28 protein-coding genes are annotated in these 26,592 nt (G+C 58.6%); 20 read left to right on the plus strand and 8 right to left on the minus strand.

What is annotated here, in order from left to right:
• Positions 1 to 49 precede the first annotated feature (49 nt).
• The gene (locus ACSFE6_RS11065; RefSeq protein ID WP_435427623.1) at positions 50 to 952 is read left to right on the plus strand and encodes a DMT family transporter; all 903 of its coding nucleotides are present in this window, start codon (positions 50 to 52) and stop codon (positions 950 to 952) included.
• 12 nt (positions 953 to 964) lie between these two features.
• On the opposite strand, the gene ACSFE6_RS11070 is transcribed toward ACSFE6_RS11065, so the two are convergent.
• Both ACSFE6_RS11070 and ACSFE6_RS11075 read right to left on the minus strand, forming a co-directional pair.
• On the minus strand, positions 965 to 1,474 hold the full coding sequence (locus tag ACSFE6_RS11070) for a DUF2165 family protein (RefSeq protein ID WP_435427624.1): 510 nt from the start codon (positions 1,472 to 1,474) through the stop codon (positions 965 to 967).
• A 209-nt stretch (positions 1,475 to 1,683) separates the two neighbouring features.
• Positions 1,684 to 2,658 carry a 2-hydroxyacid dehydrogenase gene (locus ACSFE6_RS11075; protein WP_435427625.1) on the minus strand — a complete coding sequence of 325 codons (975 nt, stop codon included), beginning with the start codon at positions 2,656 to 2,658 and terminating at the stop codon, positions 1,684 to 1,686.
• A gap of 186 nt (positions 2,659 to 2,844) precedes the next feature.
• Here ACSFE6_RS11075 and ACSFE6_RS11080 point away from each other — a divergent pair, with 186 nt between their 5' ends.
• Entirely contained in the window at positions 2,845 to 3,102 is a 258-nt protein-coding gene (locus tag ACSFE6_RS11080) for a hypothetical protein (RefSeq protein ID WP_435427626.1), read from the plus strand.
• 152 nt (positions 3,103 to 3,254) lie between these two features.
• On the opposite strand, the gene ACSFE6_RS11085 is transcribed toward ACSFE6_RS11080, so the two are convergent.
• The 5 genes from ACSFE6_RS11085 to norR form a co-directional block, all read right to left on the minus strand.
• A complete protein-coding gene (locus tag ACSFE6_RS11085; protein ID WP_435427627.1) occupies positions 3,255 to 4,004 on the minus strand; it encodes a YkgJ family cysteine cluster protein in 750 nt (249 codons plus the stop codon).
• A gap of 83 nt (positions 4,005 to 4,087) precedes the next feature.
• A complete protein-coding gene (locus ACSFE6_RS11090; RefSeq protein ID WP_435427628.1) occupies positions 4,088 to 4,414 on the minus strand; it encodes a hypothetical protein in 327 nt (108 codons plus the stop codon).
• Between the two features lie 146 nt (positions 4,415 to 4,560).
• Positions 4,561 to 5,019 carry a GNAT family N-acetyltransferase gene (locus tag ACSFE6_RS11095; RefSeq protein WP_435427672.1) on the minus strand — a complete coding sequence of 153 codons (459 nt, stop codon included), beginning with the start codon at positions 5,017 to 5,019 and terminating at the stop codon, positions 4,561 to 4,563.
• A gap of 27 nt (positions 5,020 to 5,046) precedes the next feature.
• Positions 5,047 to 5,949 carry a chemotaxis protein CheV gene (locus tag ACSFE6_RS11100; RefSeq protein ID WP_435427629.1) on the minus strand — a complete coding sequence of 301 codons (903 nt, stop codon included), beginning with the start codon at positions 5,947 to 5,949 and terminating at the stop codon, positions 5,047 to 5,049.
• Positions 5,950 to 6,139: 190 nt separating this feature from the next.
• Entirely contained in the window at positions 6,140 to 7,690 is a 1,551-nt protein-coding gene (norR, locus tag ACSFE6_RS11105; RefSeq protein ID WP_435427630.1) for a nitric oxide reductase transcriptional regulator NorR, read from the minus strand.
• A gap of 156 nt (positions 7,691 to 7,846) precedes the next feature.
• Between norR and hmpA the strand changes: the two genes are divergently transcribed.
• The 9 genes from hmpA to ACSFE6_RS11150 all read left to right on the plus strand — a co-directional run bounded on the left by hmpA (position 7,847) and on the right by ACSFE6_RS11150 (position 16,204).
• Positions 7,847 to 9,028, plus strand: a complete 1,182-nt coding sequence (hmpA, locus tag ACSFE6_RS11110) for an NO-inducible flavohemoprotein (RefSeq protein WP_435427631.1) — start codon at positions 7,847 to 7,849, stop codon at positions 9,026 to 9,028.
• A 185-nt stretch (positions 9,029 to 9,213) separates the two neighbouring features.
• On the plus strand, positions 9,214 to 9,723 hold the full coding sequence (locus ACSFE6_RS11115; protein WP_435427632.1) for a disulfide bond formation protein B: 510 nt from the start codon (positions 9,214 to 9,216) through the stop codon (positions 9,721 to 9,723).
• An 828-nt stretch (positions 9,724 to 10,551) separates the two neighbouring features.
• On the plus strand, positions 10,552 to 11,493 hold the full coding sequence (gene cyoA, locus ACSFE6_RS11120; protein WP_435427633.1) for a ubiquinol oxidase subunit II: 942 nt from the start codon (positions 10,552 to 10,554) through the stop codon (positions 11,491 to 11,493).
• A 3-nt stretch (positions 11,494 to 11,496) separates the two neighbouring features.
• Positions 11,497 to 13,527, plus strand: a complete 2,031-nt coding sequence (cyoB, locus tag ACSFE6_RS11125) for a cytochrome o ubiquinol oxidase subunit I (protein WP_435427634.1) — start codon at positions 11,497 to 11,499, stop codon at positions 13,525 to 13,527.
• 3 nt (positions 13,528 to 13,530) lie between these two features.
• Positions 13,531 to 14,157: a cytochrome o ubiquinol oxidase subunit III gene (locus tag ACSFE6_RS11130; RefSeq protein ID WP_435427635.1), complete on the plus strand. Its 627-nt coding sequence runs from the start codon at positions 13,531 to 13,533 to the stop codon at positions 14,155 to 14,157.
• A complete protein-coding gene (gene cyoD / locus ACSFE6_RS11135; RefSeq protein WP_435427636.1) occupies positions 14,158 to 14,496 on the plus strand; it encodes a cytochrome o ubiquinol oxidase subunit IV in 339 nt (112 codons plus the stop codon). It begins immediately after the preceding gene.
• A gap of 11 nt (positions 14,497 to 14,507) precedes the next feature.
• Positions 14,508 to 15,395, plus strand: a complete 888-nt coding sequence (cyoE, locus tag ACSFE6_RS11140) for a heme o synthase (RefSeq protein ID WP_435427637.1) — start codon at positions 14,508 to 14,510, stop codon at positions 15,393 to 15,395.
• A 153-nt stretch (positions 15,396 to 15,548) separates the two neighbouring features.
• A complete protein-coding gene (locus ACSFE6_RS11145) occupies positions 15,549 to 15,893 on the plus strand; it encodes a toxin (protein ID WP_175389583.1) in 345 nt (114 codons plus the stop codon).
• Entirely contained in the window at positions 15,890 to 16,204 is a 315-nt protein-coding gene (locus ACSFE6_RS11150) for a helix-turn-helix domain-containing protein (protein ID WP_075946541.1), read from the plus strand. Before ACSFE6_RS11145 ends, ACSFE6_RS11150 begins: the two co-directional genes overlap by 4 nt.
• Before the next feature lie 273 nt (positions 16,205 to 16,477).
• Here the strand turns inward: ACSFE6_RS11150 and ACSFE6_RS11155 are convergent, their stop codons facing one another.
• Positions 16,478 to 17,896 (minus strand): PLP-dependent aminotransferase family protein, encoded by a 1,419-nt coding sequence (locus ACSFE6_RS11155; protein WP_435427638.1) that lies wholly within the window; start codon positions 17,894 to 17,896, stop codon positions 16,478 to 16,480.
• A 148-nt stretch (positions 17,897 to 18,044) separates the two neighbouring features.
• Between ACSFE6_RS11155 and ACSFE6_RS11160 the strand changes: the two genes are divergently transcribed.
• The 9 genes from ACSFE6_RS11160 (at position 18,045) to ACSFE6_RS11200 (ending at position 26,583) form a co-directional block, all read left to right on the plus strand.
• Entirely contained in the window at positions 18,045 to 19,145 is a 1,101-nt protein-coding gene (locus ACSFE6_RS11160) for a hypothetical protein (RefSeq protein ID WP_435427639.1), read from the plus strand.
• 42 nt (positions 19,146 to 19,187) lie between these two features.
• Entirely contained in the window at positions 19,188 to 20,459 is a 1,272-nt protein-coding gene (locus ACSFE6_RS11165) for a biotin carboxylase (RefSeq protein ID WP_435427640.1), read from the plus strand.
• A gap of 61 nt (positions 20,460 to 20,520) precedes the next feature.
• Positions 20,521 to 21,015 carry a RidA family protein gene (locus tag ACSFE6_RS11170; protein WP_435427641.1) on the plus strand — a complete coding sequence of 165 codons (495 nt, stop codon included), beginning with the start codon at positions 20,521 to 20,523 and terminating at the stop codon, positions 21,013 to 21,015.
• 82 nt (positions 21,016 to 21,097) lie between these two features.
• On the plus strand, positions 21,098 to 21,565 hold the full coding sequence (locus ACSFE6_RS11175) for a cupin domain-containing protein (RefSeq protein WP_435427642.1): 468 nt from the start codon (positions 21,098 to 21,100) through the stop codon (positions 21,563 to 21,565).
• A gap of 267 nt (positions 21,566 to 21,832) precedes the next feature.
• Positions 21,833 to 22,477, plus strand: coding sequence for a glutathione transferase (yfcF, locus tag ACSFE6_RS11180; protein ID WP_435427643.1), 645 nt, complete (start codon positions 21,833 to 21,835; stop codon positions 22,475 to 22,477).
• A 30-nt stretch (positions 22,478 to 22,507) separates the two neighbouring features.
• Positions 22,508 to 23,860 carry a KamA family radical SAM protein gene (locus ACSFE6_RS11185; protein ID WP_435427644.1) on the plus strand — a complete coding sequence of 451 codons (1,353 nt, stop codon included), beginning with the start codon at positions 22,508 to 22,510 and terminating at the stop codon, positions 23,858 to 23,860.
• A 45-nt stretch (positions 23,861 to 23,905) separates the two neighbouring features.
• Complete coding sequence (locus ACSFE6_RS11190) at positions 23,906 to 24,778, plus strand: branched-chain amino acid aminotransferase (RefSeq protein WP_435427645.1); 873 nt, start codon at positions 23,906 to 23,908, stop codon at positions 24,776 to 24,778.
• Positions 24,779 to 24,801: 23 nt separating this feature from the next.
• Positions 24,802 to 25,560 (plus strand): TauD/TfdA family dioxygenase, encoded by a 759-nt coding sequence (locus ACSFE6_RS11195; protein ID WP_435427646.1) that lies wholly within the window; start codon positions 24,802 to 24,804, stop codon positions 25,558 to 25,560.
• 63 nt (positions 25,561 to 25,623) lie between these two features.
• Positions 25,624 to 26,583, plus strand: coding sequence for a diiron oxygenase (locus ACSFE6_RS11200; protein ID WP_435427647.1), 960 nt, complete (start codon positions 25,624 to 25,626; stop codon positions 26,581 to 26,583).
• Positions 26,584 to 26,592: the final 9 nt, after the last annotated feature.

Raw genomic sequence — 26,592 nt, forward strand, 5'->3', positions numbered from 1 at the left:
CGCCAGGTTGCTGCGCGGGACACTGGGCCCCTATCGAGGAGCCTTTGCCATGAACCTTTCTTTGTACCTGCTGACCGTGCTGATCTGGGGCACCACCTGGATTGCCCTCAAATGGCAATTGGGTTTGGTGGCGATTCCCGTATCGATCGTCTATCGCTTCGGCCTCGCCGCGCTGGTGCTGTTCGTGATCTTGCTGCTCAGCCGAAAACTGCAAGTGATGAATCGGCGTGGGCATCTGATCTGCCTGGCACAGGGCCTGTGCCTGTTTTGCGTGAACTTCATGTGCTTCCTGACTGCCAGCCAATGGATTCCCAGTGGACTGGTCGCCGTGGTGTTTTCCACCGCTACGCTGTGGAATGCGCTGAATGCGCGGGTGTTCTTCGGCCAGAAAATCGCCCGCAATGTATTGATGGGCGGTGCGTTGGGCCTGCTCGGCCTGGGTCTGTTGTTCTGGCCCGAACTGGCTGGCCACACCGCCAGCCCGCAAACCTTGCTCGGCCTGGGGCTGGCGCTGTGCGGTACCTTGTGTTTCTCGGCGGGTAACATGCTGTCGAGTCTGCAACAGAAAGCCGGCCTTAAACCGTTGACGACCAACGCCTGGGGTATGACTTACGGCGCGGCAATGCTGTCGGTGTGGTGCCTGGTCAAAGGCATTCCGTTCGACATGGAGTGGAATGCCCGCTACATCGGCTCGCTGCTGTACCTGGTGATTCCAGGTTCGGTGATTGGTTTCACTGCTTACCTGACGCTGGTCGGTCGCATGGGGCCGGAGCGTGCCGCCTATTGCACCGTGCTGTTCCCGGTGGTGGCGCTGAATGTCTCGGCGTTTGCCGAAGGTTACCAGTGGACCGCTCCGGCGCTGGCGGGATTGGTGATGGTCATGCTGGGGAATGTGCTGGTGTTCCGCAAACCAAAGCCGAGCGTGAGTTCGGTAGCAGGCAAGTTGGCATGAACAAAAAGCTATTCAATTGTCCTTCGCCACTAATAGATATATGAGACCAAGGAACATGTATTCAATGTTGGTTCTTGCCCACTCAAATGCATTGCGTTGGGCAGAATACTCCATGTCGAACCACTCGTTGAGAATGATGACGTATAAAGTCTGGTAAACAAAAAGTGCGGTACTGAAACCAATAATGGCAAACTTTTTGGCTTCATGAAACTCACGGCGTGATGCTGTGAGTTTCCGATAAAGCTGATAAGTGCCTGCCAGGAAACTGAACGTGAAAATGATCTCGAACGTGATGATTGCCCAGTAAAAGCGGTGATGGAAAATCGTGGAGGTGACGGCCCGGTAACGTCGGGAATCGTTGCCAATGGTATCGCTCATGCTGAGTATTCGCCCGATGTAGTCGGAGTATGCCGCGTAATCGGTAAAGTTGTTGATGAGTGTCATGAGTCCGAACAACGCCGCCATCGAGACAATCAACACTTTGCTCCGCCTGATGACGCCGGCGGTGGTGAAGTTATTCATGCAGGTTTTCTCCGAGTGCACGATCGGTGCTTTTGTTTGTCGGAGTTTATAGACGTTTTTTGTAAGCCTGCCGAAGACTGAGTTGCAAGTTATGTATTGCTTGACGCCCCAGTAGGAGCTGCCAAAGGCTGCGATGTTTTGACCTTAAAAACAAGATCAAAAGATCGCAGCCTTCGGCAACTCCTACAAAGAAATAAGTCTTTTGGAAATCAGCCTTTCCAGACCTGTGGGTTGACCAGGTCCTGAGGTCGTTCGCCCAGCAAGGCGCTGCGCAAGTTGCTCAGGGCACGGTTGGCCATCGCGTCGCGGGTTTCCTGGGTGGCCGAGCCGATGTGCGGCAAGGTCACGGCATTTTTCAATTGGAACAGTGGCGACTCGGCCAGCGGTTCCTTTTCGTACACATCCAGCCCGGCACCGCGAATCCGATTGCTTTGCAGCGCTTCGATCAGCGCCGGCTCGTCCACCACCGGGCCGCGTGCAATGTTGATCAGGATCGCACTTGGCTTCATCAACGCCAGTTCGCGGTGGCTGATCAGGTGTTTGGTTTTCTCGCTGAGCGGCACCACCAGGCACACGAAGTCGGCTTCGGCCAGCAGTTGATCCAGGCTGCGGAACTGCGCACCGAGTTCCTGTTCCAGCTCGGTCTTGCGACTGTTGCCGCTGTAGATGACTGGCATGTTGAAGCCCAGGCGGCCACGGCGGGCGATGGCCGCACCGATGTTGCCCATGCCGACGATGCCCAGGGTCTTGCCATGCACGTCGCAACCGAACAGCGGGGCGCCGACCGTGGCTTGCCATTGGCCGGCCTTGGTCCAGGCATCGAGTTCGGCCACGCGTCGGGCGCTGCTCATCAACAGGGCGAAGGCCAGGTCGGCCGTACTTTCGGTGAGCACGTCAGGTGTATTGGTCAGCATGATCCCGCGTTCGTTGAAGTACGCGACGTCGTAGTTGTCGTAACCCACCGAGACGCTGGAGACGACTTCCAGTTTGGCGGCGTTCTCCAATTGCGCACGACCGAGTTTTCGGCCGACACCGATCAAGCCGTGGGCATGGGGCAGGGCTTCGTTGAACTGGGCATTGATGTCGCCGTTTTTCGGGTTCGGCACGATGACGTCGAAATCCTGTTGCAGGCGTTCGACCATTTCAGGCGTGACACGGCTGAAGGCGAGGACGGTTTTTTTCATGGGTGCAGGCTCGTCGGGCGGAGGAGAATGCTTAGCAAGCTACAAGTTTCGAGCGGCAAGCTGCAAGTTTTAAAGCGTCCGACTTGTAGCTTGCCGCTTGAAGCTTGTAGCTGCCCCTCAGCTATACTGGCGCCTTTCGCGGCTCGCTGACCGGGCCCGACACTTTACGTATCACCCGGAGCTTTCATGACTTCCCCGAAACAACCGCCGGTTGCCGAAACCTTGAGCGACGAGCAGTCCGCGCTGCCGGATGGCGTCGAGTCCAGCGCCGATAGCGAAACCAAGGCCGTGATCCCGGCGTTCAAGTTCCCGTTCAAACCGGGTGAGCTTCAAGGCGCCAAAGGCTCCAGCCAGCCCTGGTACAAGAACGGCGCCAAGAACGGCCACACCAAGACGCCGGGCATGGCACCGCCGGGGACTCGGCGGTCGATGGGCAAGCGCTGAGTTTTTTACAAGGTGTCTGATCTACCGCTTTCGCGAGCAGGCTCGCTCCCACAGTGGATCCAAGTCGTACACAGCATCTGTGCTCACTGGAGATTCCTTGTGGGAGCGAGCCTGCTCGCGAAGAGGCCATCAGAGGCAGCACCTCTTCTGAATCAAGCCGCCCGTAACGAAATAAACCCATAGTTCACAGGCGCCTCTGTCACTACCTGCGCGCCAGCCGCCACAACCTGCTCGGCGATATCCTCACCCGAGACGTGAAACTGCCATTCGCTGCTCCACTGCGGCAAGGTCTGCCCATTCAATTCGTCGAAGATCGTGACGAACTCATTCATGTCCGGCAGGTAGGCGGTAAACCCGTCACCCTTCAGCGCAGTCGTGCGAATACCCAGCAACGCGCAAATTGCATCCTTATGCAAAATGTCATCGCGATCCGCCTGACGGGAGCGCTGGATCAATTCCGAGAGTTCCCGATCAACCAGTTCACCGCCGACAATCAGGTCCGGACCTTTTTGCCACGACTCGGGCGGACATTCCTTCACCGCCGTGTTCAGGGGGATGTGCGGATTGATTTCCATCGGATAAATACGGCACACCAATGGCCGACGTTCGTAGATGCGGCAGCGATTGTCTTCGTCAAGATTTCGGCAGGCGCCAGTGTTGTAGGCGGCGAAGGTAATGGCGACGAATGCCTCGGCATCGGCGCTTCGAACCAGCGCGGAACGGCGTTGGGCGTGTTCACGTTGTTCTGCCGGCAGACCCAGGCCGTTGCTCAAAAAGGCTTCCACCAGCACGATCAGCTGACCACCGTCGGCGGCCCACATGCGGGCTTCGGACAGGGTCAGCGAGACATTGTGGTCATTGCAGCATTTGCCGCAGCCTACACAGGAAAAGGTTGTATTCATTGAGCGGTCAATCGCATTCGAGGGCGTGAAACGGCGACAGAAAGTTGCCGCAAAGGCTGCTAACGAAGCAAGTTATGCGCCACTCACTGCGCCTTGGCGGCCGGGCGGATGGAGTCCCATTCGGTCACGTACGCGGTTTTGCTTTGCTTGTTGTAAAGGCACAGCTCGGTGCCCTGGGCGCCTTTCATGTGTTTTTGCGGGTACTGGCCTTGGAGCAGGACGGCGGTGTAACCGACACGATCATCGAACTGCGCCGCGTTGCCGACGGGGCCGGCGTTCTTCAGGCCGCTGGCTTTGGTGCAACTGGCCAGGACGGTTTTGTCGTAGGCGGCCCAGGCATCGGGGCTGGAGGCGTGGGCCAGGGTGGTGAGGGCGGTGAGGCAGAGGACGGTCAGGGTGGCGGCTTTCATGCTTAAGGATCCTTGGGTGATGTCCAAGGTTGGAGTATGCCAGACGGTTTGATGGGGTTTGTATGGGCCTCTTCGCGAGCAGGCTCGCTCCCACAGGGGGAGTGCATTCCAGATGTGGGAGCGAGCCTGCTCGCGAAAGCGCTGGATCAGGTTGGCACAAGTTCCCGGCGGACCTCATACATCCCGACACTTTCGTACAACCGCCGCGCCCGGAGGTTGTCTTCCAGTACCTTCAGATCCACAAACCCTTCCCGGCGCTGCTGAAACACGTTGAACGCATGCAACAGCAACGCACGTCCCAGTCCTTGTCGCCGGGCCCGCGGGTGTACCACCAGGTTCTTGATGTAGGCACTGGTCCAGCACTGGCACACCGCAACCAGGCCTTCGGCATCCACGAGAACAAAGCACAGGTCCGGGTCGTGTTCAGGATCGGTTTCATATTGCTGCTGCCAGACTTCCAGCGACGGCACGCGCCCGCCGCCCTCTTGGTAACCCAGTTCCATCAGTTGATGCACGGCAGCAGCGAGTTCGGGGCGGTAATGGGTCAACTGATTGCCGGTTGGCCAGTGGATGGCCGGCACAACCTTGGTGAGGTCGCGCCGCATTAGCCAGCAATAGGCCCCGGCCAAGGCTTAATGTCCTTGTTCGGCCACAGCCTTGGCCGCGGTGATCAGGCACTGGGTCAGTTCCGGCGATGAGAACTTGGTGAGCACCGCGTTCGCGCCGGCCAGGCGTGCCTTCTCGCTGTTCATCGCACTGTCCAAGGAGGTGTGCAACAGGACATAGAGATGCGCGAAGTCCGGGGTCTCACGCAAGGTGCGGGTGAAGGCGTAGCCATCCATCTCGGACATTTCGATGTCGGAAACGATCAGGTTGATTTGCTGGGCGGTGCCTTGCAGATCCAGCAGGCAGTCGATGGCTTCCTTGGCACTGCGGGCCGTGTGACATTGCAGGCCGAGGTTGCGCAGGGTGTGCACCGATTGCTGCAACGCCACCTGGCTGTCATCGACCACCAGAATCCGCGCATTGCCCAGTACTTCGGCGTCTTCCATGCTCAGTTCGGTCGGTGCCGTTTCGATTTGCACGGGGGCAATGCCATGGATGACTTTTTCGATGTCCAGCACTTGCACCAGGGTGCCATCGACCGAAGCCACGCCGGTGATGTAGGCGCGCACGCCGCCGGAACCGAAGGGCGGCGGACGGATGTCGGTGGTCAGGCAGTGGACGATCTTGCTGACCGCCTGGACGTGCAAGCCCTGCTTGGAGCGACTGACGTCGGTGACGATCAGGCAACCACCGTTCGGATCCTCCAGCGGACGCTCGCCGATGGCACGGCTCAGGTCGATCACCGACAGCGAGGCACCGCGCAACGTCGCGATGCCTTTTACGTGCGGGTGCGACTCCGGCAGCTTGGTCAACGGCGGGCAGGGAATGATTTCACTGACTTTGAGCAGGTTGATCGCCATCAGCTTGCCACTGCGCAAGGTGAACAGCAAAAGCGAAAGTGAATCCGCGCGGGCTTTGGTGGTGGACATAGAAACCTTCTTTGGAAAAAGGTGAGGGGCAACCACAAGGATCGCCAACCGCTATCGATGCCGGGTTATCGACTTGTTGGGGGCAGGCTTTAGAAAATCGGTTGAATGGTAGTCCGTCTTCGCGAGCAGGCTCGCTCCCACAAAGGCAACGACAATCCCTGTGGGAGCGAGCCTGCTCGCGAAGGGGGCCTCACTTCATGCCCAGTCTCTTGGCCATCCGCCCAAGATTCGCCCGATCCAGCCCCAACTCCCGCGCCGCACTGGCCCAATTGTTGTTGTGCCGCTCCAGGCATGCGCCAATCAACTGCCGTTGATAGTTTTCGGTGGCCTCGCGCAAATCCCCGGTCACCATCGCCGCAGCTGCCACGGCCGGTTGTTCGGCGGTGATTTCAATGCTGCCGTCGGGCAGGTCGAGGTCGGCAGCGCTCAAGCTGAGGATTTTCGGCCGTTCCTTGCAATTGCCCAGAGCCTTCAAGGCGCTGCGACCGATCAAGTGTTCCAGTTCCCGCACGTTGCCCGGCCAGTCGTACGCCAGCAAGGCCACTTGGGCATCGCTGCTCAGGCGCAGGCTGTTGAGGCCCATGCGCGAGCGGTTCTGCTCCAGGAAGTAACCGCTGAGCAGCAGCACATCGCGACCACGGTCACGCAGGGCCGGAACCCGCAACGGGTAAACGCTGAGGCGGTGATAGAAGTCGGCGCGGTATCGGCCGCTGCGTACTTCTTCCGCCAGGTCGCGGTTGGTCGCCGCGATCAGCCGCACATCGACCTGATGCTCCTTGTCCGACCCCAGGCGCTGCAACTGGCCGCTTTGTAGCACACGCAGCAATTTGGCCTGTACCGTCAGCGACAGTTCACCGACTTCATCGAGAAACAGCGTGCCGCCGTTGGCCAGTTCAAACTTGCCGCGTCGTTCGTTAAGCGCTCCGGTGAAGGCGCCGCGCACATGGCCAAACAACTCGCTTTCCACCAGCGTATCGGGCAGCGCCGCACAGTTGAGGCTGATGATCGGTTTGTCGGCCCGGGGCGAGGCGGCGTGGATGGCCTGGGCCACCAACTCCTTGCCGACCCCGGTTTCCCCGGTGATCAGCACGGTCAGGTCGCTGCCGCCCACCAGACTGATTTCTTCCACCAGCCGTTTGTGGGCCTTGCTCTGGCCGATCATTTCACGGTTCTGCTGGCCGCTGGCCTGGCGGTACACCTCGGCGCGCTGGTGTTCGTCCTCGACACGATTGTTCAGGCGTTCGATGCGTTCTGCGGCATTGACCGTGGCGGCGGCAAGGCTGGCGAAGGCTTCCAGGGCATCCAGTTCGATCGGTTCGAATCGCTCGGGATCGAGGGCGTCGAGGGTCAGCAACCCCCATGGACGCTCGTCGATGAACAGCGGACAACCCATGCAGTCGTGGACTTCCAGATGGTCTTCGAGACCGTCGACCAGGCCATCGTAAGGGTCCGGCATGTCGCTGTCGGCAGCGAATCGGGTCGGGCCGGGGCTGCTGAGCAAGGCCTTGAAGCGGGGGTGTTCACTGACCTTGAAACGTCGACCGAGGGTGTCGGTGCTCAAACCGTCGACAGCCAGTGGCACCAGCCATTCGCCATCGAGACGCAGCAGGGCGGCGGCATCGCAGGGCAGCAGGGCGCGCATGGCTTCGAGCAAGCGTCGATAACGCTCGCCTTCGGGGAGTTCGCGGGACAGGTCCGAGACCAGTGGCAACAGGGCGGTAAGCAGGGATTTTGCAGTCATAGTGACTCCGTGTAGTCGGTATGACTATAAGGCAAACTGTGTCGATATGACTATAATGTTATTAAGTTATTGATTTATAAGAAAATAAATTTTGGCACGGAACCTGATAAGCATAGGGCAATAGTTAAGAAACCCTCGTTACTCAGGAGTCACTTTATGCTTAGCGTCCAAGACCGTGCCATCGTCAAATCCACCGTGCCGCTGCTGGAAAGCGGCGGCGAAGCCCTGATCACCCATTTCTACCGGATGATGCTGTCCGAGTACCCGGAAGTGCGCCCGCTGTTCAACCAGGCCCACCAGGCCACGGGCGATCAGCCACGGGCATTGGCCAACGGCGTACTGATGTATGCGCGCCACATTGACCAGCTCGACCAGTTGGGCGATCTGGTGGCCAAGATCATCAACAAGCACGTGGCCCTGCAAATCCTGCCGGAACACTACCCGATCGTCGGTTCCTGCCTGCTGCGTGCCATCGCAGAAGTCTTGGGCGAAGAAATTGCCACCCCGGAAGTGATTGCGGCTTGGGGGGCGGCTTACGGCCAACTGGCGGACATCCTGATCGGCGCTGAAGCCAGCATCTACGACCAGAAAGAACAGGCACCGGGCGGCTGGCGCGGGGCGCGGGAATTCATCGTCGCGGCGAAAGTCGAGGAAAGCGCTGAAATCACCTCGTTCTACTTCGAGCCGGTGGACAAAGGCCTGATTCTCGAGGCAGAGCCAGGTCAGTACATTGGTATGAAACTGATCCTCGATGGCGAAGAAATTCGTCGCAATTACTCGCTGTCGGCCCTGGCGAACAAAGGCCAGTACCGCATCAGCGTCAAACGTGAAGAAGGTGGCCGGGCTTCGAACTTCCTGCACGATCAATTGCACGTGGGTTCCAGCATCCAGTTGTTCCCGCCGGCAGGTGATTTCACGCTGGCTGCCAGTGACAAGCCACTGGTGCTGATCAGTGGCGGCGTCGGCATCACCCCGACCCTGGCGATGCTTGAAGCGGCGCTGGAAACCAAGCGTCCGGTGCACTTCATCCACTGCGCGCGCAACGGCAAGGTCCACGCGTTCCGCGATTGGATCGACGGTCTCGCCGAGCGTCATCCGCAACTCAAACGCTTCTACTGCTATGACGAAGACGACGGCGTGAGTCCGGCGGCGCACAAGGTTGGCTTGCTGAGCCAGGAACAATTGGGCGAGTGGATGCCTGCCGAGCGCGACGTGGATGCCTACTTCCTTGGGCCGAAAGGTTTCATGACAGCGATCAAGCGTCACCTCAAGGCGCTGGGTGTGCCTGAGAAGCAAAGCCGTTACGAGTTCTTCGGGCCGGCTGCGGCGCTGGAGTAAACGATCAGGCGCGGTGAGTCAGGCTCACTGCGTCGCTTTCATCGCGGTCTTGACCTGAAAAACGCTCGAAAGTTAATCCCTTCTTAACCCGCCTATCGTCTATTCCCCCGATATCCCCCGGCTCTCTCCAAGAGCAAACTCAGCGTGTAGACTGGCGGGCAATCGATACTTTGAAGGGAAACGCGATGAGCGAGGAAACAATGCGGTTGGGGCGTGAGCGGCGCTATCTGGTGTTGCTGGGCATTATCTGTCTGGCGCTGATCGGCGGCGCGCTGTACATGCAAATCGTGCTGGGCGAGGCGCCATGCCCGCTGTGTATCCTGCAACGTTATGCCCTGCTGTTGATCGCGATCTTCGCCTTTATTGGCGCAGCCATGCGCAGCCGTCGCAGTATCACGGTGTTTGAAACCCTGGTGGTGATCTGCGCCCTGGCAGGCGTCGGGGTGGCGGGGCATCACGTCTATACACAGTTCTATCCTGCGGTCAGTTGCGGCATCGATGTGTTGCAGCCGATTGTCGATGATTTGCCGCTGGCGAAGATCTTCCCGCTGGGCTTCCAGGTCGATGGTTTCTGTTCGACGCCGTACCCACCGATCCTCGGTTTGTCCCTGGCGCAATGGGCGCTGGTGGCTTTCGTGCTGGTAGTGATTCTGGTGCCGCTGCTCACTGTGCGTAACCGCAAAGCGCTGCGCTGAGATCATCGGCAAGCGCTTAAAGGCATCAAAAAACGCCCCGGTCCTTCAGCAGAGGACCGGGGCGTTTTGCGTTTTCAGAGGCCAGGTAAAAAGTCCGTGATATGCGGCAACGAAGGGTGCGACAGGTGTGCGACATGTTGTCACATCTTGAGTGTCGCACCGACTTTCACGGCGCCGGATTGGCACGTGATCAAGCAATGAAATTGGCCTGTTTTTCAGCGAGTCCATTTCACCGTCGCCAGGCTGGAGCAGGCAGTTTTAACAGGGCCTGGCGATTTGCCAGAGCCCTTGTCATATGGGGACTTTAGCCAGGTTTGGAGCAGGCGCTCGGCGCTCGATGCTGTCTGAAATGCGGACGGTAGGCCTACTATTTTTGGTGTTTTTGTTGAGAATCAATTTCGTTAAGATGCGCCACTTTTACACGTTCGGCGAAGCATTGTTGCCGCTTGGGATATAAATTATTTCGGGATGAGACATGGTTTATAAAACGTTACATATCTACAATCGCCCGCACTGAAAATCCCGACGCTGCTCTTCCTCGCTGAGGAGCATGAGCAGATGCAGGGTGTCGAGAGGCCAAGGTGGCTTCATGCGACTCCAGGTGTCGGTGCCTCCAACTATCCGCACCAAATGGAATTGGTCTGTAACAAGGCCTTTGACCACGAATTCGAATAAGAACTCAACGCTAGCCCAGGATTTGTCGAAACGCGTCTGACGCACGACGGGACAGCCCTTATTCAATCCAAGAAAAATGCCAACCCTTGGCAGGGTGAAGTGTTGGCGATCAAAACCCAACTGCATGGCGCAAGCTGCTTTAGAGGTCGTGAGATGATTAAAAACAGGTACCCCAGACTACTAGGCTTATTGCCGCTGATCGGCACGCTGTTGCTGTCAGGCTGCAACATGACCTTGCTCAATCCCAAGGGCCAGGTAGGCCTGGACGAGAGAAACCTGATCATCACCGCAACGCTGCTGATGCTGTTGGTCGTGATTCCGGTCATCGTGATGACCTTCCTGTTCGCCTGGAAATACCGCGCATCCAACACCAGCGCCACCTACACGCCGAAGTGGAACCACTCCACCAAGATCGAGATCGCGGTGTGGGCGGTGCCAATCATGATCATCATTGCCCTGGGTTACGTCACCTACAAGTCGACTCACGCCCTGGACCCGTACAAGCCGCTGGAATCCGACGTCAAGCCTGTGACCATCGAAGTGGTCGCACTGGACTGGAAGTGGCTGTTCATCTACCCGGAACAAGGCATCGCCACGGTCAACAAGATCGTGTTCCCGGCGCACACGCCAATCAACTTCCGCATCACCTCTGACGCAGTGATGAACTCGTTCTTCATCCCGGCGCTGGGCGGCCAGATCTACGCGATGGCGGGCATGCAGACCAAGCTGCACCTGATCGCCAACGAAAACGCTGAAATGGATGGTATCTCTGCCAACTACAGCGGTGCCGGTTTCACCGGTATGAAATTCAAAGCGATCTCAACCACTCAGGAAGAATTCGACGCCTGGGTAAGTGAAGTCAAAAAGGCACCTAAAAAGCTTGAACAGGCTGAATACACAGAGCTTGCCAAGCAGAGCCAGAACAACCCAGTCGAGCTCTACTCCTCGGTTACACCAAACCTGTTCCAGATCATCGTCGACAAGTACGAAGGCATGAAACCGGGTCCGAAGGTGCACCACGAGAAGAAAGAGAAAGAGAAAGAAGTGGCCTCTACGGACATGACTTCGCATTCAGCTGCCGGGGCAGAGGAGTAAACGATGTTTGGTAAATTAAGTTGGGAAGCGGTCCCGTTCCACGAGCCGATCGTAATGGTGACCATCGCCATGATCGCGCTCGGTGGCGTGGCACTGTTCGCGGGTATCACCTATTTCAAGAAGTGGACCTACCTGTGGACCGAGTGGTTGACGTCGGTCGACCACAAGAAAATCGGCGTGATGTACATCATCGTCGCCATGGTCATGCTGCTGCGCGGTTTTGCCGACGCCATCATGATGCGTTCCCAGTTGGCCATGGCCACCGAGGGTTCGCCGGGCTACCTGCCTCCTGAACACTATGACCAGATCTTCACCGCTCACGGTGTGATCATGATCATCTTCATGGCGATGCCATTCTTCACCGGCCTGATGAACCTTGCAGTGCCGTTGCAGATCGGCGCGCGTGACGTTGCCTTCCCGTTCCTGAACTCCCTCAGCTTCTGGCTGCTGGTGTCCGGCGTGGTGCTGATCAACCTGTCCCTGGGTGTTGGTGAGTTCGCCAAGACCGGTTGGGTTGCCTATCCGCCTTTGTCGGGCCTGCAATACAGTCCGGGCGTGGGTGTGGATTACTACATCTGGGCGCTACAGCTATCCGGGCTAGGTACGACGCTAACGGGGGTCAACTTCCTGGCCACCGTGCTGAAAATGCGTACCCCTGGCATGAAGCTGATGGACATGCCGATCTTTACCTGGACCTGCACCTGGGCCAACGTCCTGATCGTGGCTTCGTTCCCGATCCTGACCGCTACCCTGGCACTGCTGACGCTTGACCGTTACATGGATTTCCACATTTTCACCAATGAACTTGGTGGCAATCCGATGATGTACGTCAACCTGTTCTGGGCGTGGGGTCACCCTGAGGTTTACATCCTGATTCTGCCGGCGTTCGGTATCTTCTCCGAAGTCGTTTCGACTTTCTCGGGCAAGAAACTGTTCGGCCACCACTCCATGATCTACGCATCGGGCGCGATTTCGATCCTGGGCTTCATGGTTTGGCTGCACCACTTCTTCACCATGGGCTCGGGTGCCAGCGTTAACGCCTTCTTCGGTCTGGCGACGATGCTGATTTCCATCCCGACGGGTGTGAAGCTATTTAACTGGCTGTTCACCATTTACCAAGGCCGTCTGCGCTTCACCAGCCAGGTGATGTGGACCCTGGGCTTCATGGTGACCTTCGCCATCGGCGGCATGACCGGCGTACTGCTGGCCATCCCGGGTGCCGACTTCGTTCTGCACAACAGCCTGTTCGTGATCGCGCACTTCCACAACGTGATCATCGGCGGTGCGGTATTCGGTTACATCGCCGGCTTCGGCTTCTACTTCCCTAAAGCGTTCGGCTTCAAGCTGCACGAAGGTTGGGGCAAGGCAGCGTTCTGGTTCTGGATCACCGGCTTCTTCGTTGCGTTCATGCCGCTCTATGTACTGGGCTTCATGGGCATGACCCGTCGTCTGAACGCCACTACCAACCCTGAGTGGGTGCCGTACCTGTACGTCGCCATGTTCGGTGCGATCCTGATCGCCGTGGGTATCGCTTGCCAGCTGATCCAGCTCTACGTGAGTGTGCGTGACCGCAACAAGCCAGAGAACATGTGCGAACACGGCGACCCGTGGAATGCACACACCCTGGAATGGTCGACCTCGTCGCCACCTCCGTTCTACAACTTCGCCGTGCTGCCAAAAGCCGATGGCGTCGATCCGTTCACCGAAGCCAAGGAAAACGGTACCGCGTACCAGACTCCGGCCAAGTACGAACCGATCCACATGCCGAACAACACCGCGACCGGTGTGGTCATGGGTGCACTGCTGACCGTGTTCGGTTTCGCGATGATCTGGCACATCTGGTGGCTGGCAATCGCGAGCCTCGCTGGCACCGTGATCTATTTCGCGATCCACGCGGCCCGTGATGATCAAGGCTACTACGTGCCGGTCGACGTGATCGAGCGCATCGAAGCCGAGCAGCACAAGCGTCTGGTAGCGGCCGGTAAAGTCCGCGCCACCACCACCCGTGTTGAAAAATCGTTGGAACAGGCTTAAACCATGTCGAACTTAGTGACCAATGTTGGACACGCCCATGGTCATGACCATGGGCACGATGACCACCACCACGACTCGGGCGAGATGACCGTATACGGTTTCTGGCTCTACCTGATGACCGACTGCATTCTGTTTGCGTCGATCTTCGCGGTGTACGCGGTGCTGGTTAACAACGTAGCCGGTGGCCCGTCGGGCCACGACATCTTCGAACTGCCTTACGTACTGGGCGAAACCGCTCTGCTGCTGTTCAGTTCGATCACCTACGGCTTCGCCATGCTGGCGTTCTTCCGTGGCAACAAGAAGCAGGTCCTGGGCTGGCTGGCCATGACCTTCCTGTTCGGTGCCGGCTTCATCGGCATGGAGATCAACGAGTTCCACCTGCTGATCTCCGAGGGCTTCGGTCCTAGCCGTTCGGGCTTCCTGTCCGGCTTCTTCACCCTGGTCGGTACCCACGGTCTGCACGTGACCAGCGGTCTGATCTGGATGGCGATCATGATGTATCAGGTCAACAAGCATGGCCTGACGGCGACCAACAAGACTCGCCTGAGCTGCCTGAGCCTGTTCTGGCACTTCCTGGACGTGGTGTGGATCTGCGTATTCACCGTTGTTTACCTGATGGGGACTATGTAAATGGCTAACGCTCATTCCCACAATGGCCACGACGACGGCAGCCACGGCAGCGTCAAGTCCTACGCCATTGGCTTCATCCTGTCGGTCATCCTCACCCTGATTCCGTTCGGTCTGGTGATGTACCCGACACTGCCGAAGTCGATCACGCTGATGATCGTCCTGGCTTTCGCCGTGATCCAGGTGCTGGTGCACCTGGTGTACTTCCTGCACCTGGACCGTTCGGCCGCGCAGCGTAACAACGTGATTGCGTTTGTCTTTGCCGCGATTGTGATTGTCCTGCTGGTTGGCCTGTCGATCTGGATCATGTTCAGCATCCACACGTTCATGATGGCGAAGTGAGGTAAGTCCGGATGTCCTTTAAGCACTTTATCCAAATCACCAAACCGGGGATCATTTTCGGTAACGTGCTTTCTGTGGCAGGCGGATTTTTCCTGGCCTCCAAAGGGCATGTCGATCTGGCCATCTTCCTGGCCGCCATGATCGGCACGTCCCTGGTGGTTGCCTCCGGTTGCGTGTTCAACAACTGCATCGACCGCGACATCGACCTGAAGATGGAACGCACCAAGAACCGGGTGCTGGTCCAGGGCCTTATCTCCCTGAAACTGGCCCTGGCCTATGCGACCGTCCTGGGTGTCGTCGGCGTTGCGCTGTTGTACAAGGTGGCCAACCCGTTGGCCGCGTTGTTCGCGGTGATCGGTTTCGTCATCTACGTCGGCTTCTACAGCCTGTACCTCAAGCGCAAGTCGGTTCACGGCACGCTGGTGGGCAGCCTGTCGGGCGCCATGCCGCCGGTGATCGGTTACGTCGCGGTGAGCAACACCTTCGACATGGCCGCGCTGACCCTGCTGGTGATGTTCAGCCTGTGGCAGATGCCGCACTCCTACGCCATCGCGATCTTCCGCTTCAACGATTACCTGGCCGCATCGATTCCGGTGCTGCCAGTGAAGCGCGGAATCCAGGTGGCCAAGAAGCACATCCTGATCTACATCCTGGCCTTCCTCGTGGCGACCTTGATGCTGACCTTCAGCGGCTACGCCGGCATGAGCTACCTCGCCGTCGCAGCGGCCATGGGCATGTACTGGCTGTACATGGCCTGGACCGGCTACAAGGCAGTGGATGATACGGTCTGGGCACGCAAGCTGTTCGTGTTCTCGATCTTCACCATTACCGCGTTGAGCGTGGCGATGTCCCTGGACTTCAAAGTGCCGACCGAGTTGCTGCTGACGTACGCGCCTTAAGCGTCGGATGCTGAAAAGAAAAACCCCGCCCTTCGAGAGAAGGTGCGGGGTTTTTTGTTGGGGGATTTCTGGAGGACCGAGTTGCCAAGACGGTTCGTCAGGTAGGTGACTCCTCAGTTGCTTGACTATAGGCAAATTGCATATAGTTTGCCGATGCGAACTGTATTCTTTGAAACCTCCTCCTTCACTGCCACCGTTGGCAATTATCTGACGGACGATGAGTATCGTGCACTGCAAACCCATATGCAGCTGAATCCACAGGCGGGGGATGTCATGCCTCGCACTGGTGGCTTTCGAAAATTGCGCTGGGCGGATGGGCGTAGAGGTAAAGGTAGGCGAGGTGGCTTGCGGGTTATCTATTATTGGCTTATGAATGATGGCCAGTTCTGGATGTTTGCAATTTATGACAAAGATGAGCTTGAGAATTTGACTGCTGACCAAGAGAAAGCGCTCAAGAAAGCCATAGAAACAGAGTTGAAAGTACGAGGTACCCCATGAAAAAACGCGACCTGTTTGCAGAATTGATGCAGGGCGTTGATGAGATGGCGGCTCAACGCGAAGGCAAGATTACGTTGCGCAACACGTCCATTGAGGACATTCCTGCGCCAGAGGTGGGGGCGCAAGAGATCGTTGCATTACGAGAAAAATTACACATGTCCCAAGCTGTTTTCGCCAAGCGGATTCGAACGAGTCCCAGCACCTTGAGAAACTGGGAGCAGGAAAAATCCAAGCCTAATGCTCAGGCTGCCTTGTTGATCAGGCTGGTAGAGAAATTCCCGGATATGGTTGATCGCTTGGCAGTCGTCTAGTCGAGCATCGAAGACTTGCAAGACCCCGCTCTTCGAAAGAAAAGCGGGGTTTTTTATTCGGTTTTTCCGGTGGGTCGAGTCACCGCCTTTGCGAACAGGCTCGCTTCCACAATGATTTGTGCCGTGCACGCCCCAGGCAACGACACGTAAGCCCTGTAGGAGCTTCCGAAGGCTGCGATCTTTTGATCTTCGGCAATCTCAAATGCGCCAAGAATGCAGAGCAGAAGATCGCAGCCTCGTTGCACTCGACAGCTCCTACAGTGGGGCAGTCGGTTAATTGAGTGGGGTATCAAGCAACCGCAAAAACCGTTCGCGCACCAAGGTGTTATCGCTGTGGCCGACGTTGAAGCGCAGAAACTGACTGGCATTCGGGGCTTTGCTCAGCAAGGTGCCGGGGGCCAGTACCAGGTCGATGTCCAGGCCTTTTCTGGCCAGGGTTTCGGCGTGAAACCCTTCGGGCAATTGCGTCCAGATAAACAGCCCTTCGTGGGGCAGCGATGAAACCGAGCAACCGGCCTCCACCAGCCAGTTCGTCACCCGGCTGCTCGACTCGTACAGCCGATCCACCGTGCGCCGGGTGTGCTTGGCGTAGCTGCCATCGCTGAGCATGGCGCAGATGATCTGCTCCGCCAGTTCCGAGGTCATGCCGCCGCAGGCCATTTTCAGGGTGACCATGCGGGCTGCCAGTTGTGGTGAAAGCACCGCGAAGCTGACTCGGCTGTTGGCCGTCAGGGTCTTGGAGAATCCGGAAACGTAGCTGACATTGTCCAGCCCGCCCGCGGCCAGGCGTGGTGTCATTCGTTGTTGCAGGTCGCAGTACAGATCGTCCTCGACGATGTGGAAACCATAGCGGTGGCTCAGCTCCAGCAAGCGATAGACCTGCGCCGGTGAAAACGAATGTCCGGTCGGGTTGTGCAGGACGTTGTTGGTCATGTAGAGCACCGGGCGATGGGTGTTGACCAATTGCTCGAAGGCTTCCATGTCCATGCCATCAGCGCCACGGGCAATGGTGATGACCCTGGCGCCATGCAACGCCAGATTGGTGTGCATGGTGAAGTAGCATGGGTCGTCGAGCAGCACGGTGTCGCCGGGTTTGACCAGCAGGCGCATCAGCAGGTCGATGGCCTGTACGGTGTTGGCCGTGGTGACGATCTGCTCCACTGGCACTTCGATGCCCAAGGCCGATAGCTTGACCCGCAGCGCCTCGCGCAGTGGCAGGTAACCGGCGGCAACGCCGTATTCGCCCATTTGCAGCGAGGCTGCGCGCAGGGTGCCGCGCACAGCCTTGAGCAGCTCTTCGGCGGGCAGCCAGGAGGAGGGCAGGAAGCCGGCGCCGGGACGCAGTGCCCCCGTGTCCTGCAGCACCGCGCGACGGACCACGCTGAGGGTGTCTTGAGGTTGCAGGTCCGGGCCGCTCTCGGTCTTGAACGGGGTGCTGGAACGGTGCACGAAATGCCCCGACCCCTGGCGTGATACCACCAGGCCCTTGGCCCGCAAGCGGTCCAGGGCATCCACCACCGTGGACTTGCCCACGTTCATCAGCTCGGAGAGTTCGCGGATCGGTGGCAGTCGCGAGCCGTGGGGCAGGCCGCCCTGGCTGATCGCCGTCGACAACTGATCAACGATTTGCTGGACCAGCGGCACTCCCGGCTGGAACTCGATGGCGGCGATCACTGCGCGCTGAACCTGCATTTTACTGGTCTCTCCGGCAGTAAAGTTCGTTTGATTCTATACGAACTTGCTCTGATGAAATCAAGCGTCCCTCTCTACCATCACCTTACAGACTTTCCTGATTGTTCGTGCGCAACGCCCGGACAATCGCTGGTTCCAGAGGTGCTGCATGAGTGTTCAAACAACGGCCGCCGTTGCCAAACCGGTGATCAACATCCGCCTGTTCATGATCCGGATCATCACCGCCGTGTCGCTGTTCGCGGTATTGGGCAAGGCCAACGTCTGGCTCGACACGGCGACCAACAGCATCCTCGCCCTCGGTTATCGGGCCTTGCTGTTGCTGCTGCCGCTGACCTTGCTGGTGCTGGGGCGTCGCTCCTTGAGCGTGACCTTGCTGTGCGCCGCCCTCGGGCTGGTGTTGCTGGCGGTCACCCACAATCAGGGCGTGGTGATGTTTGCCGCGGCGTTGTTTGCCTACGGCATCGCGATTGCCGGTTACCTGATCAAGAGCGAAGCGGCGCAGACCAAGGAAGGCGCAGCGTACAACCGCGTCGCCATGAACATGGGCAGCCTGATTGCCGGCTTGATTTTGCTGTCGCCGCTGTTGACCCCGACCATGTTCTTTCTCGGTGCCGCGAGTTTCGTCCTGCTGTGCCTGCCCATCGCCATGGGCGCGACCTTCACTTCGGAACCGGTGGCGGCCAGTCCGGTCAGTCACGACGGCAGTGGCTGGCGCAACAAACTGCCGTGGGTGATCGCCGGGGTCATCATGGGCATCAAGTTGTTTGGGGTGTTTTCGATCCTGCCGCAAGCGATCCTGCTCGAGACCGGTGAATTGCCCGCCTGGTACGGCCTGATGCTGATCCTCAACAGCGCCGTGGTGGTGTTCGCCCAGGTGCCGGTGATGAAACTGATCGAGCGCACGGGGCGCTTCAAGGTGCTGGCGGTGATCGGGATTATCGCCGCAGGCTTTGCCGTGCTGTCGTCACCGGCCGCGTTCCATGTCGACACCCTGGTCGGCGCGCTGATCTGGGTGGCGTTGCTGTCCATCGCCGAATGCGCCTTCAGCTACCTCGATTACTTCTCGGTCAAGCAGAACAACATGTTCGTCAAGGAAGTGTCCCTGGGCGTCGGTGCCGGGCTGACCGTGTTGCTCATGCGGGTCGTGCCGCCACCCTATAACGCCTTGGTACTGGCTGCCATCGGTGCCGGCGGGATCCTGGCCTGGTACTGGTTCAACCGTAAATCCATTGCATCGCTACACGATTGAGATATCGCAACTTCGGTTTTCACTTTGCAGGTCGGGGGCATCATGAATACGACTTCTTGTGTCGTAGTGGTCGGTTACAACGGCAGTCGGGTCAACGACATCCAGAAACTGCGCGACCTGTGCAAGTCGCTCTACAACGCCCGGCTAATCTTGCTGGTCGAGCAGATTCAGCCCCATGACGATCAGGTGGCCGATCACGTTTGCAGCACGTCGTTCGCCGAGAAAGACGTGGCGGCTTCTCTTGAATTGGTGGTCGGTTGCCTGAACGCTGACCGCTGGAAATTGATCGGCGTGCTGCCGTTTTCCGACCGCGGCGTGTTGCTCGGTGCGGCCCTGGCCACTCATTTCGGTTTGCCCGGCATTACCCGGGCCGAGGCGCGGGCGGGGCTGGACAAGCAGATTTTCCGTCACCTCGAAGCGACGGCTGAAACCTCGCCGGAGGATTACCGCCGGGTGTATTCCGAACGGGTCGAGAGCCTGTCGCAATTGCGCGAACGGGTGGTCGAGCTGGGCGGCAAGGCGTTCATCAAACCGGCGTGCGAAGGGGCCAGCCGTGGCTGTCGGGTGATCAATCACCCCTCCGAATGCGATGAAGTCTGGCAAGCACTCAAGCCTTACCGCGAGGGCGGCATCGTCCTCGAAGAGTTGATTCAGGATGCCCGGGAATACAGCTGGGATTGCGTGGCCGGCAGCACCTGGGTCACCGAAAAGACCACCACCGAAGGTGCTTACCGCGCCGAGATCCAGCAAGTGGTGCCCGCACCGTTGGCGCCCGATGTGCAGCAGCGACTGATGTCCGCCGGCCGGCACATGGCCGATCTGGTCAGTGAGACCAATGGTGCATGGCACAACGAAGTGTTCCACAGGGCCGACCAACTCACCTCGGCCGTGGAAACCAACATGCGCCCTGGCGGCATGCACATCTGGGATCTGGCCAAACGCGCATTCGTCGATTTCAACCCCTGGGAGCGCTGGGTGCGCTGGGCCGTGGAAGGCCGGATCGAGCACCACGAACCGGTGGCGCGCGGCTATTGCGGCATTCGTCTGCTCAGGGCGCCGGGAGGCGGAATCCTGCGCTCTACACCCGATATCGAAGCACTGGCCCGCGCGCTGGACATCGAGGTGGTGGAAGCCACCTTCGCCAAGCGCATCGGTGATTCGGTCAGCGCGTTGGTGAAAGACAACTTCTCGTTCATCGGCCACATCGTGCTGTTCAACGAGCACTACGGGCAACTCAGCAATGACCTGTTGCGCCTGGCCGAGGCCGTCGAGTCCAGGGTCGGGATCAACGCACCCGTGAGGGCCGTGGGTTAAGTCGGGTGCTGGGTAGCGGCGATCGAAGTTTTTTGCAGTATTGATCTAGAGGATTCTGACAATGATTGAACCCATGACCTGTGATGAGCGCTTCATCGCCCTGGCGAAGGAATTCGGTTTCGACATCTACGGCGAGAACACCGTTGGCGGGCATTACGCACCTCTGATTCGCCACCACGATGAACTGTACATCAGCGGCCTGGTGCCGCGCATGGAAGGCAAGATCCACTACCCCGGCCGGGTCGGGCTGGACCTCAGCCTGGCGGATGCCCAAGCGGCCGCCAGCATCAGCGCGTTGCGCGGTCTGGCGCTGATCGTCGATGCCATCGGTTCGCTGGATAAAATCAAGGCGTTGATCCGGATAACGGTGTATGTGAAATCCACGGCGGACTTCGTTGATCTCAGTGAAGTGGCCAACGGTGCCTCGGATGTCTTCAGCCATGTATTGGGCGACGTCGGCAAACATACTCGCACCACTGTGGGAGTCTATCAGTTACCGAAAAACGCGGCAGTGGAAGTTGATATGATCGCGGCGTTGCGACCTTCGGCTGTATAAACATGAATAGCCTGGCTTTACAGTTTTTAATTGTTCGCCTAGTGTCTGCTGACTTAAATCGCCAGGCAGTTGGAATTTGCGGATGAATAACATTCAAGGTGGTTTTTTTTCCTATAAGGGTTTTCGCCAGAGTTTGCAGCAACCCACTCCAAGTGCCCGGGTATGGAAAGACAGTGAACTAACGGATATGCGTCAGCGCCTGTCGGCCAGCGAGGTGGATATTGTCGCGCTGGCCCATGACAACAGCCTCGAAGGTTGCCGGCTGACCCCTGGGATGGCGGTGTCCATGCAATGGTTGATTCCGGGTGCAGTGCTCAATGGCCATGCCCATTCCTGGTGGCATTTGTTCATCATTCAGTCCGGCTGCGGCGAGTTGACCCTGGGCGATGCCGATGCGGTCAGCGTGAGCCCGGGCGACGTTTTGCTGGTTCCAGCCTGGACCCGCCACGGCTTCGTCAACACCAGCACCACCGAGCCACTGGCCATGCTGAACATGAGCAACATGCCGCAAATGGCGCAGCTGTCCAACCTGGCGACCGCCCCGGACTGATCTCCTTTTCCCAATATTCCCCTCCCCCTGTAGGAGCGAGCACGCTCGCGATGGTCGTTAACGATAACGCTGGGTGCCTGATACTCCGCGGCGTTATCGGTTCCATCGCGAGCGTGCTCGCTCCTACAGGGACGCAGGTTTTCCTGCGTCATCAACTTTCTGTATCCGTATAAACAGATAATTTCTGTATCTGTTCAGCGTTTAAACACCTAACTACGATCGCTTTCAATGCAACGGATTAGTGTGGTTAATGCAAGGGAGCGTTCTATGGAAAGTACGAAAATGCAATTGTACGTGGGTGCGGATTTTGTCAGTGCTTTTGCAATGTCGGCATTTGTGGCATTGAAAGAAAAGAAACTTTCATTTGATTTGGTAAAGGTGGATTTGAAAACGCGGGAAAACTACCAAGGTTTTTATCGTGATCTTTCTCTGACTTGCAAAATTCCAACGCTGGTTCATGAAAGTTTCGCGCTGTCGGAGTCCTCTGCCATCGCCGAATACTTGGATGAACTCTCACCAGGGCATAAAAAGCTGTTCCCCCAAGACATCCAGCAACGCGCCCGTGCCCGTCAACTGCAGGCCTGGTTGCGCAGTGATCTGCTGGTGGTGCGCAAGGAGCGTCCATTTGACCTGGTGTACTTCGGCAAGAAAGACAACCCGCTGTCCGATGACGCCAAGGCGGCGGTCGACCGTTTGTTCTTCGTGGCGGACCGCTTGCTGGAGGAGGGCGCCGAGCATCTGTTCGGCGACTGGAGCATCGCCGACACCGACCTGGCAATCATGCTCAACCGCCTGGTCGCCAACGGCGATCCGGTACCTGCGCGACTCGCGGCGTATGTGCGCCGGCAATGGGATCGCGACAGCGTTCGGGCATGGATGGACATAGAGCGCGTAGCGCCAGCCATCCTGTGATAACTGCCAGCCAGCACCAGGAGCGCTGCCATGCAAGGAATGTCGGAGCAGGAACGCTACAAGCCCTATAACTCACGCACCATCCGCGACACGCCGTACTGGCACAGGCTGACACCGGCCTTGCAGGAAGCCATGACGGTCGTGGCCCGGGTCATGCCGTTTCGCACCAATGAATATGTACTGGGAACGCTGATCGACTGGAACAACATCCCGGACGATCCGATGTTCCGTATGACCTTTCCCCACAAAGACATGTTGCTGCCGGATGAATATGTATCGCTCAAGCAACTGATCGAAGAGGATGACGCCGCGGCCATCAAGCGTCGGATCGAGGCGATCTGGCTGCGCATGAACCCGCATCCGGCCGGACAGCTGACGCACAACAACGCCATGCTCGACGGAAAAATCCTGCCGGGCCTTCAGCACAAGTACCGCGAGACCGTGCTGTTTTTCCCCGGTGCCGGTCAGACCTGTCATGCGTACTGCACCTTCTGTTTCCGTTGGGCGCAGTTCATCGGCGAGGAAGAACTGAAGTTCAACGCCCGGGAATCCCAGGAGTTGGTGAGCTACCTGCGGGTGCACTCGGAAGTGACCGATGTGCTGATCACAGGCGGCGATCCGCTGATCATGAACAGCCGTTCATTGGCCGGTTACATCGAGCCGCTGCTGGAGCTGCCCCACCTGAAAAGCATCCGCATCGGTACCAAGTCCGTGGCGTACTGGCCGCAGCGGTTTGTCAGCGACAAGGACGCGCCGGAGTTGCTCGAGCTGTTTCGGCGGATCGTCGCAGCGGGGAAAAACCTGTCGATCATGGGGCACTACAACCACCCGGTGGAAATCCGCCAGGACATCGCCCGGCAAGCGGTCGAACGCATTCGGTCCACAGGCGCGACCCTGCGCATGCAGGCGCCGGTGATCCGTCACATCAACGAAAACCCTGCCGATTGGGCCGACTTGTGGGCCGAAGGCGTGCGGCTCGGGGCGGTGCCGTATTACATGTTCGTCGAGCGCGACACCGGCCCCAGCCATTACTTCGCGATGCCATTGGCTCGGGCGTTCGAGATCTTCCAGGCGGCCTACCGCACGGTATCCGGGCTGGCACGCACGGTGCGCGGGCCGTCCATGAGCACCTTCTACGGCAAGGTGTTGATCAACGGCATCGAGACCGTGGCGGGGGAGAAAGTCTTCGTGCTGCAGTTTCTCCAGGCCCGGGATCCGCAGTGGGTGTTGCGCACCTTCTATGCGCGATTTGATCCGCAGGCCACCTGGTTCGACCAGTTGCGCCCGGCCTTTGGCGAGAGAGCGTTTTTCTTTCAGAACGAACCTGAGCTGTTGCTGGCTTCAGCGCCGGAATTGATACCGGTCCTGCTGCAAACGGCGTAGGGAGCTATTTGGAAACTGAGTCATGAAAACTGGGGAGACAAGGACATGAGCGGTATCCCGTTTGATCAACGCGAAGGATGGATCTGGCTCGACGGCGAGTTCGTCGAGTGGTCCCAGGCGCGCCTGCATGTACTGACCCATGGTTTGCATTACGCAAGCACGGTCTACGAAGGGGAGCGTGTGTACAACGGCAAGGTCTTCAAGTTGCGCGAGCACACCGAGCGGCTGTATCGCTCGGCGCAGTTGATGGATTTCGCCATCCCGTTCGAACCCGCGGAACTGGAAGCGGCCAGCCATGAACTGTTGCAACGTAACGATGTGGTGGAGGGTTATTTGCGGCCGGTGGCCTGGCGCGGCAGCGAGATGATTTCCACCTCGGCGCGTTTCAACAAGGTGCATGTGGCGATTGCCTGTTGGCAATGGCCGAGCTATTTCGACCCGGCGGCGCGAATGGCCGGCATTCGCTTGAAGACGGCGACATGGCGCCGTCCGCCACCGAGCAGCAGCCCCTTCGAAGCCAAGGCGTCAGGGCATTACCAGATCGCCACGCTGAGCAAGCACGATGCGGAAAACAACGGCTACCACGATGCCTTGATGCTGGACTGGCGCGGGCACGTCGCCGAAGCCACCAGCGCCAACGTGTTCTTCGTCAAGGGTCGGAATCTGTACACCCCGGTGCCCGATTGCTTCCTCAACGGCATTACCCGGCAGACCGTCATCGAACTGGCCAAGGCTCTGGATTACCAGGTGATCGAAACCACGATTCTGCCTGCGCAACTGGGGGACTTCGACGAGTGTTTCCTGACGGGTACCGCCGCCGAAATTACGCCTGTACAGAGCATCGACGAGCAGCACTACCGACCGGGCAACGCTTGCCGCGAACTGATTGCCGCTTACACCTCCACCGTCAACGCCTGATAAAAACAGCCAGGAATCTCACCATGCCAAATCAAGGGATTGTTGCGTCCACACCTTACGTTTCGCTGGGCCATCGTCATGAAGAATTATCGAGCCGCGGCTGGACTGTGCTGACCCCCGGCGAATTCGCCCACGATGTTGTCGGCACACTGCGCGAGTTCGGCCCGGTCATTCCGCAATTCAACGGCCAGACCGCTTTCGCCATCACCCGCAAGCCGGGCTATGAAGACCTGCCGTACTCCCAGAGCATGAACGGCATCGGTCCGCATACCGAAGCGCCGGTGTATGGGCCGCCACCGCGTTATCTGGCGTTGCATTGTCATCATCAAGCCACGTGCGGTGGCGGTCACACGGGATTGGTAGACGGCTATCAGTTTTTAAAGTCGCTGGAACGCAGTGAACCTGAACTGCGCGAATGGCTCGATGACACGCCGGTGGAATTCGTTGCCACCGCCAAACCCGGCGAACCCGACCAGACCCGGGTCAAGGAATACATCCTGACGCCTACCGAGGACGGTGACATTTTCCGCTTCAGCTACAACCAGTTTCACTACGGCGACGTGAACCCGTCGAAGGATGACCTGCAGCAATCCCGGGTCGAAAACAGCACCTCGCCGCTGGCCAAATTTGCCGTGCTCGGTGAAGCGTATTTCGTCGAGCACAACATCCCGATTCTGATTCCCGATGGCTGCATGCTGATTTGGGACAATTGGCGAATGATCCACGCCCGCAGTCGGTACACTGACCCGGCGCGCCACCTGACCCGCTACTGGCTGGCCTGATTCTTCTCCCTTCATTTCATTGGCGTACCCGGCAGCGGGTACGCGTTCAACAGGTATCGCGTCATGCAAACAGCAATCGAGATCGCCAAGGTCGATCATCAACTGGTCGTGCGGCTCAATCAGGCCTGGACCCGGCGCGCCACGGTTTGCTCGCCGGAAAAGACAGCGGTCGATGACGTGTTCGACCCGTCGCGCCCGGACTACCCGGAGCGCATGGTGCCGTTTTTTAACCACCCGAAATTCCAGGCCTTGAGCGAAGAGCTCAAGAGCAGCGTGGTGACCTGGGGCTGGATCGGTTACAACCTGCGCACCGTGACCGCTGAGGAACACGTGGTCAATCCGGCGCTCAGTGTCATTGCCAATCAGTACCTGGGCAAGGACGACTGGCATTTCCGCGAGGCCATGCAACAGACCTTGATCGACGAGCACTACCACACGCTCATGCACCTGCGGGCCATCGAACGGACCAAGCTGGAGCGCGCCCTCGATCAGGATCTGGACTTGCCGCCGTCAGTCACGTACCTGCGACTACTGGCCTTGCGAGAAACCCTGGCCGAGCAATGGCAGAAGGACCTGGCGGCAATCACCTTTGCGGTGGTGGCCGAGATCAGCGTCAACGCCTATCTGGATCTATTGGCCGATGACCAGAGCATCCAGCCGCAAAACCGCCGTGTCGCCGAGCTGCACAACCGCGACGAATATGCCCATAGCAAAGTGCTCGCCGAAGTGGCCAAGGTCATGTACGCCAACATGCAGCCCACGCAGCGGGAATTTTTCGCACGTACCCTGTCGGTGGCGCTGAGCGCGTTTGTCGCCCAGGACTACTCGATGTGGGAAGCGATCCTGACGCAGCTCGGGGTGGCGGACGCTGCGCTGATCATGGCCGACACCCGCGAGAGCAACAAGAACGCGACGATCATGCGCGACTACAGTGGCCTGCATAAATTGGCGCAGGACCTGGGGATCAGCGAACTGATCGATTTCGATTTTCGCCCGACCCTCAAAGCCAACGCGGCGGCCTGAATCAGGAGG

This window comes from Pseudomonas baetica (assembly GCF_051216495.1).
Taxonomy (GTDB): domain Bacteria; phylum Pseudomonadota; class Gammaproteobacteria; order Pseudomonadales; family Pseudomonadaceae; genus Aquipseudomonas; species Aquipseudomonas baetica_B.

Excerpts from the sequence above, each read along its gene's own strand:
- ACSFE6_RS11065 (WP_435427623.1), top strand. The coding sequence starts at position 50 with ATGAACCTTTCTTTGTACCTGCTGACCGTGCTGATCTGGGGCACCACC.
- ACSFE6_RS11070 (WP_435427624.1), bottom strand. The coding sequence starts at position 1,474 with ATGAATAACTTCACCACCGCCGGCGTCATCAGGCGGAGCAAAGTGTTG.
- ACSFE6_RS11075 (WP_435427625.1), bottom strand. The coding sequence starts at position 2,658 with ATGAAAAAAACCGTCCTCGCCTTCAGCCGTGTCACGCCTGAAATGGTC.
- ACSFE6_RS11080 (WP_435427626.1), top strand. The coding sequence starts at position 2,845 with ATGACTTCCCCGAAACAACCGCCGGTTGCCGAAACCTTGAGCGACGAG.
- ACSFE6_RS11085 (WP_435427627.1), bottom strand. The coding sequence starts at position 4,004 with ATGAATACAACCTTTTCCTGTGTAGGCTGCGGCAAATGCTGCAATGAC.
- ACSFE6_RS11090 (WP_435427628.1), bottom strand. The coding sequence starts at position 4,414 with ATGAAAGCCGCCACCCTGACCGTCCTCTGCCTCACCGCCCTCACCACC.
- ACSFE6_RS11095 (WP_435427672.1), bottom strand. The coding sequence starts at position 5,019 with ATGCGGCGCGACCTCACCAAGGTTGTGCCGGCCATCCACTGGCCAACC.
- ACSFE6_RS11100 (WP_435427629.1), bottom strand. The coding sequence starts at position 5,949 with ATGTCCACCACCAAAGCCCGCGCGGATTCACTTTCGCTTTTGCTGTTC.
- norR (WP_435427630.1), bottom strand. The coding sequence starts at position 7,690 with ATGACTGCAAAATCCCTGCTTACCGCCCTGTTGCCACTGGTCTCGGAC.
- hmpA (WP_435427631.1), top strand. The coding sequence starts at position 7,847 with ATGCTTAGCGTCCAAGACCGTGCCATCGTCAAATCCACCGTGCCGCTG.
- ACSFE6_RS11115 (WP_435427632.1), top strand. The coding sequence starts at position 9,214 with ATGAGCGAGGAAACAATGCGGTTGGGGCGTGAGCGGCGCTATCTGGTG.
- cyoA (WP_435427633.1), top strand. The coding sequence starts at position 10,552 with ATGATTAAAAACAGGTACCCCAGACTACTAGGCTTATTGCCGCTGATC.
- cyoB (WP_435427634.1), top strand. The coding sequence starts at position 11,497 with ATGTTTGGTAAATTAAGTTGGGAAGCGGTCCCGTTCCACGAGCCGATC.
- ACSFE6_RS11130 (WP_435427635.1), top strand. The coding sequence starts at position 13,531 with ATGTCGAACTTAGTGACCAATGTTGGACACGCCCATGGTCATGACCAT.
- cyoD (WP_435427636.1), top strand. The coding sequence starts at position 14,158 with ATGGCTAACGCTCATTCCCACAATGGCCACGACGACGGCAGCCACGGC.
- cyoE (WP_435427637.1), top strand. The coding sequence starts at position 14,508 with ATGTCCTTTAAGCACTTTATCCAAATCACCAAACCGGGGATCATTTTC.
- ACSFE6_RS11145 (WP_175389583.1), top strand. The coding sequence starts at position 15,549 with ATGCGAACTGTATTCTTTGAAACCTCCTCCTTCACTGCCACCGTTGGC.
- ACSFE6_RS11150 (WP_075946541.1), top strand. The coding sequence starts at position 15,890 with ATGAAAAAACGCGACCTGTTTGCAGAATTGATGCAGGGCGTTGATGAG.
- ACSFE6_RS11155 (WP_435427638.1), bottom strand. The coding sequence starts at position 17,896 with ATGCAGGTTCAGCGCGCAGTGATCGCCGCCATCGAGTTCCAGCCGGGA.
- ACSFE6_RS11160 (WP_435427639.1), top strand. The coding sequence starts at position 18,045 with ATGAGTGTTCAAACAACGGCCGCCGTTGCCAAACCGGTGATCAACATC.
- ACSFE6_RS11165 (WP_435427640.1), top strand. The coding sequence starts at position 19,188 with ATGAATACGACTTCTTGTGTCGTAGTGGTCGGTTACAACGGCAGTCGG.
- ACSFE6_RS11170 (WP_435427641.1), top strand. The coding sequence starts at position 20,521 with ATGATTGAACCCATGACCTGTGATGAGCGCTTCATCGCCCTGGCGAAG.
- ACSFE6_RS11175 (WP_435427642.1), top strand. The coding sequence starts at position 21,098 with ATGAATAACATTCAAGGTGGTTTTTTTTCCTATAAGGGTTTTCGCCAG.
- yfcF (WP_435427643.1), top strand. The coding sequence starts at position 21,833 with ATGGAAAGTACGAAAATGCAATTGTACGTGGGTGCGGATTTTGTCAGT.
- ACSFE6_RS11185 (WP_435427644.1), top strand. The coding sequence starts at position 22,508 with ATGCAAGGAATGTCGGAGCAGGAACGCTACAAGCCCTATAACTCACGC.
- ACSFE6_RS11190 (WP_435427645.1), top strand. The coding sequence starts at position 23,906 with ATGAGCGGTATCCCGTTTGATCAACGCGAAGGATGGATCTGGCTCGAC.
- ACSFE6_RS11195 (WP_435427646.1), top strand. The coding sequence starts at position 24,802 with ATGCCAAATCAAGGGATTGTTGCGTCCACACCTTACGTTTCGCTGGGC.
- ACSFE6_RS11200 (WP_435427647.1), top strand. The coding sequence starts at position 25,624 with ATGCAAACAGCAATCGAGATCGCCAAGGTCGATCATCAACTGGTCGTG.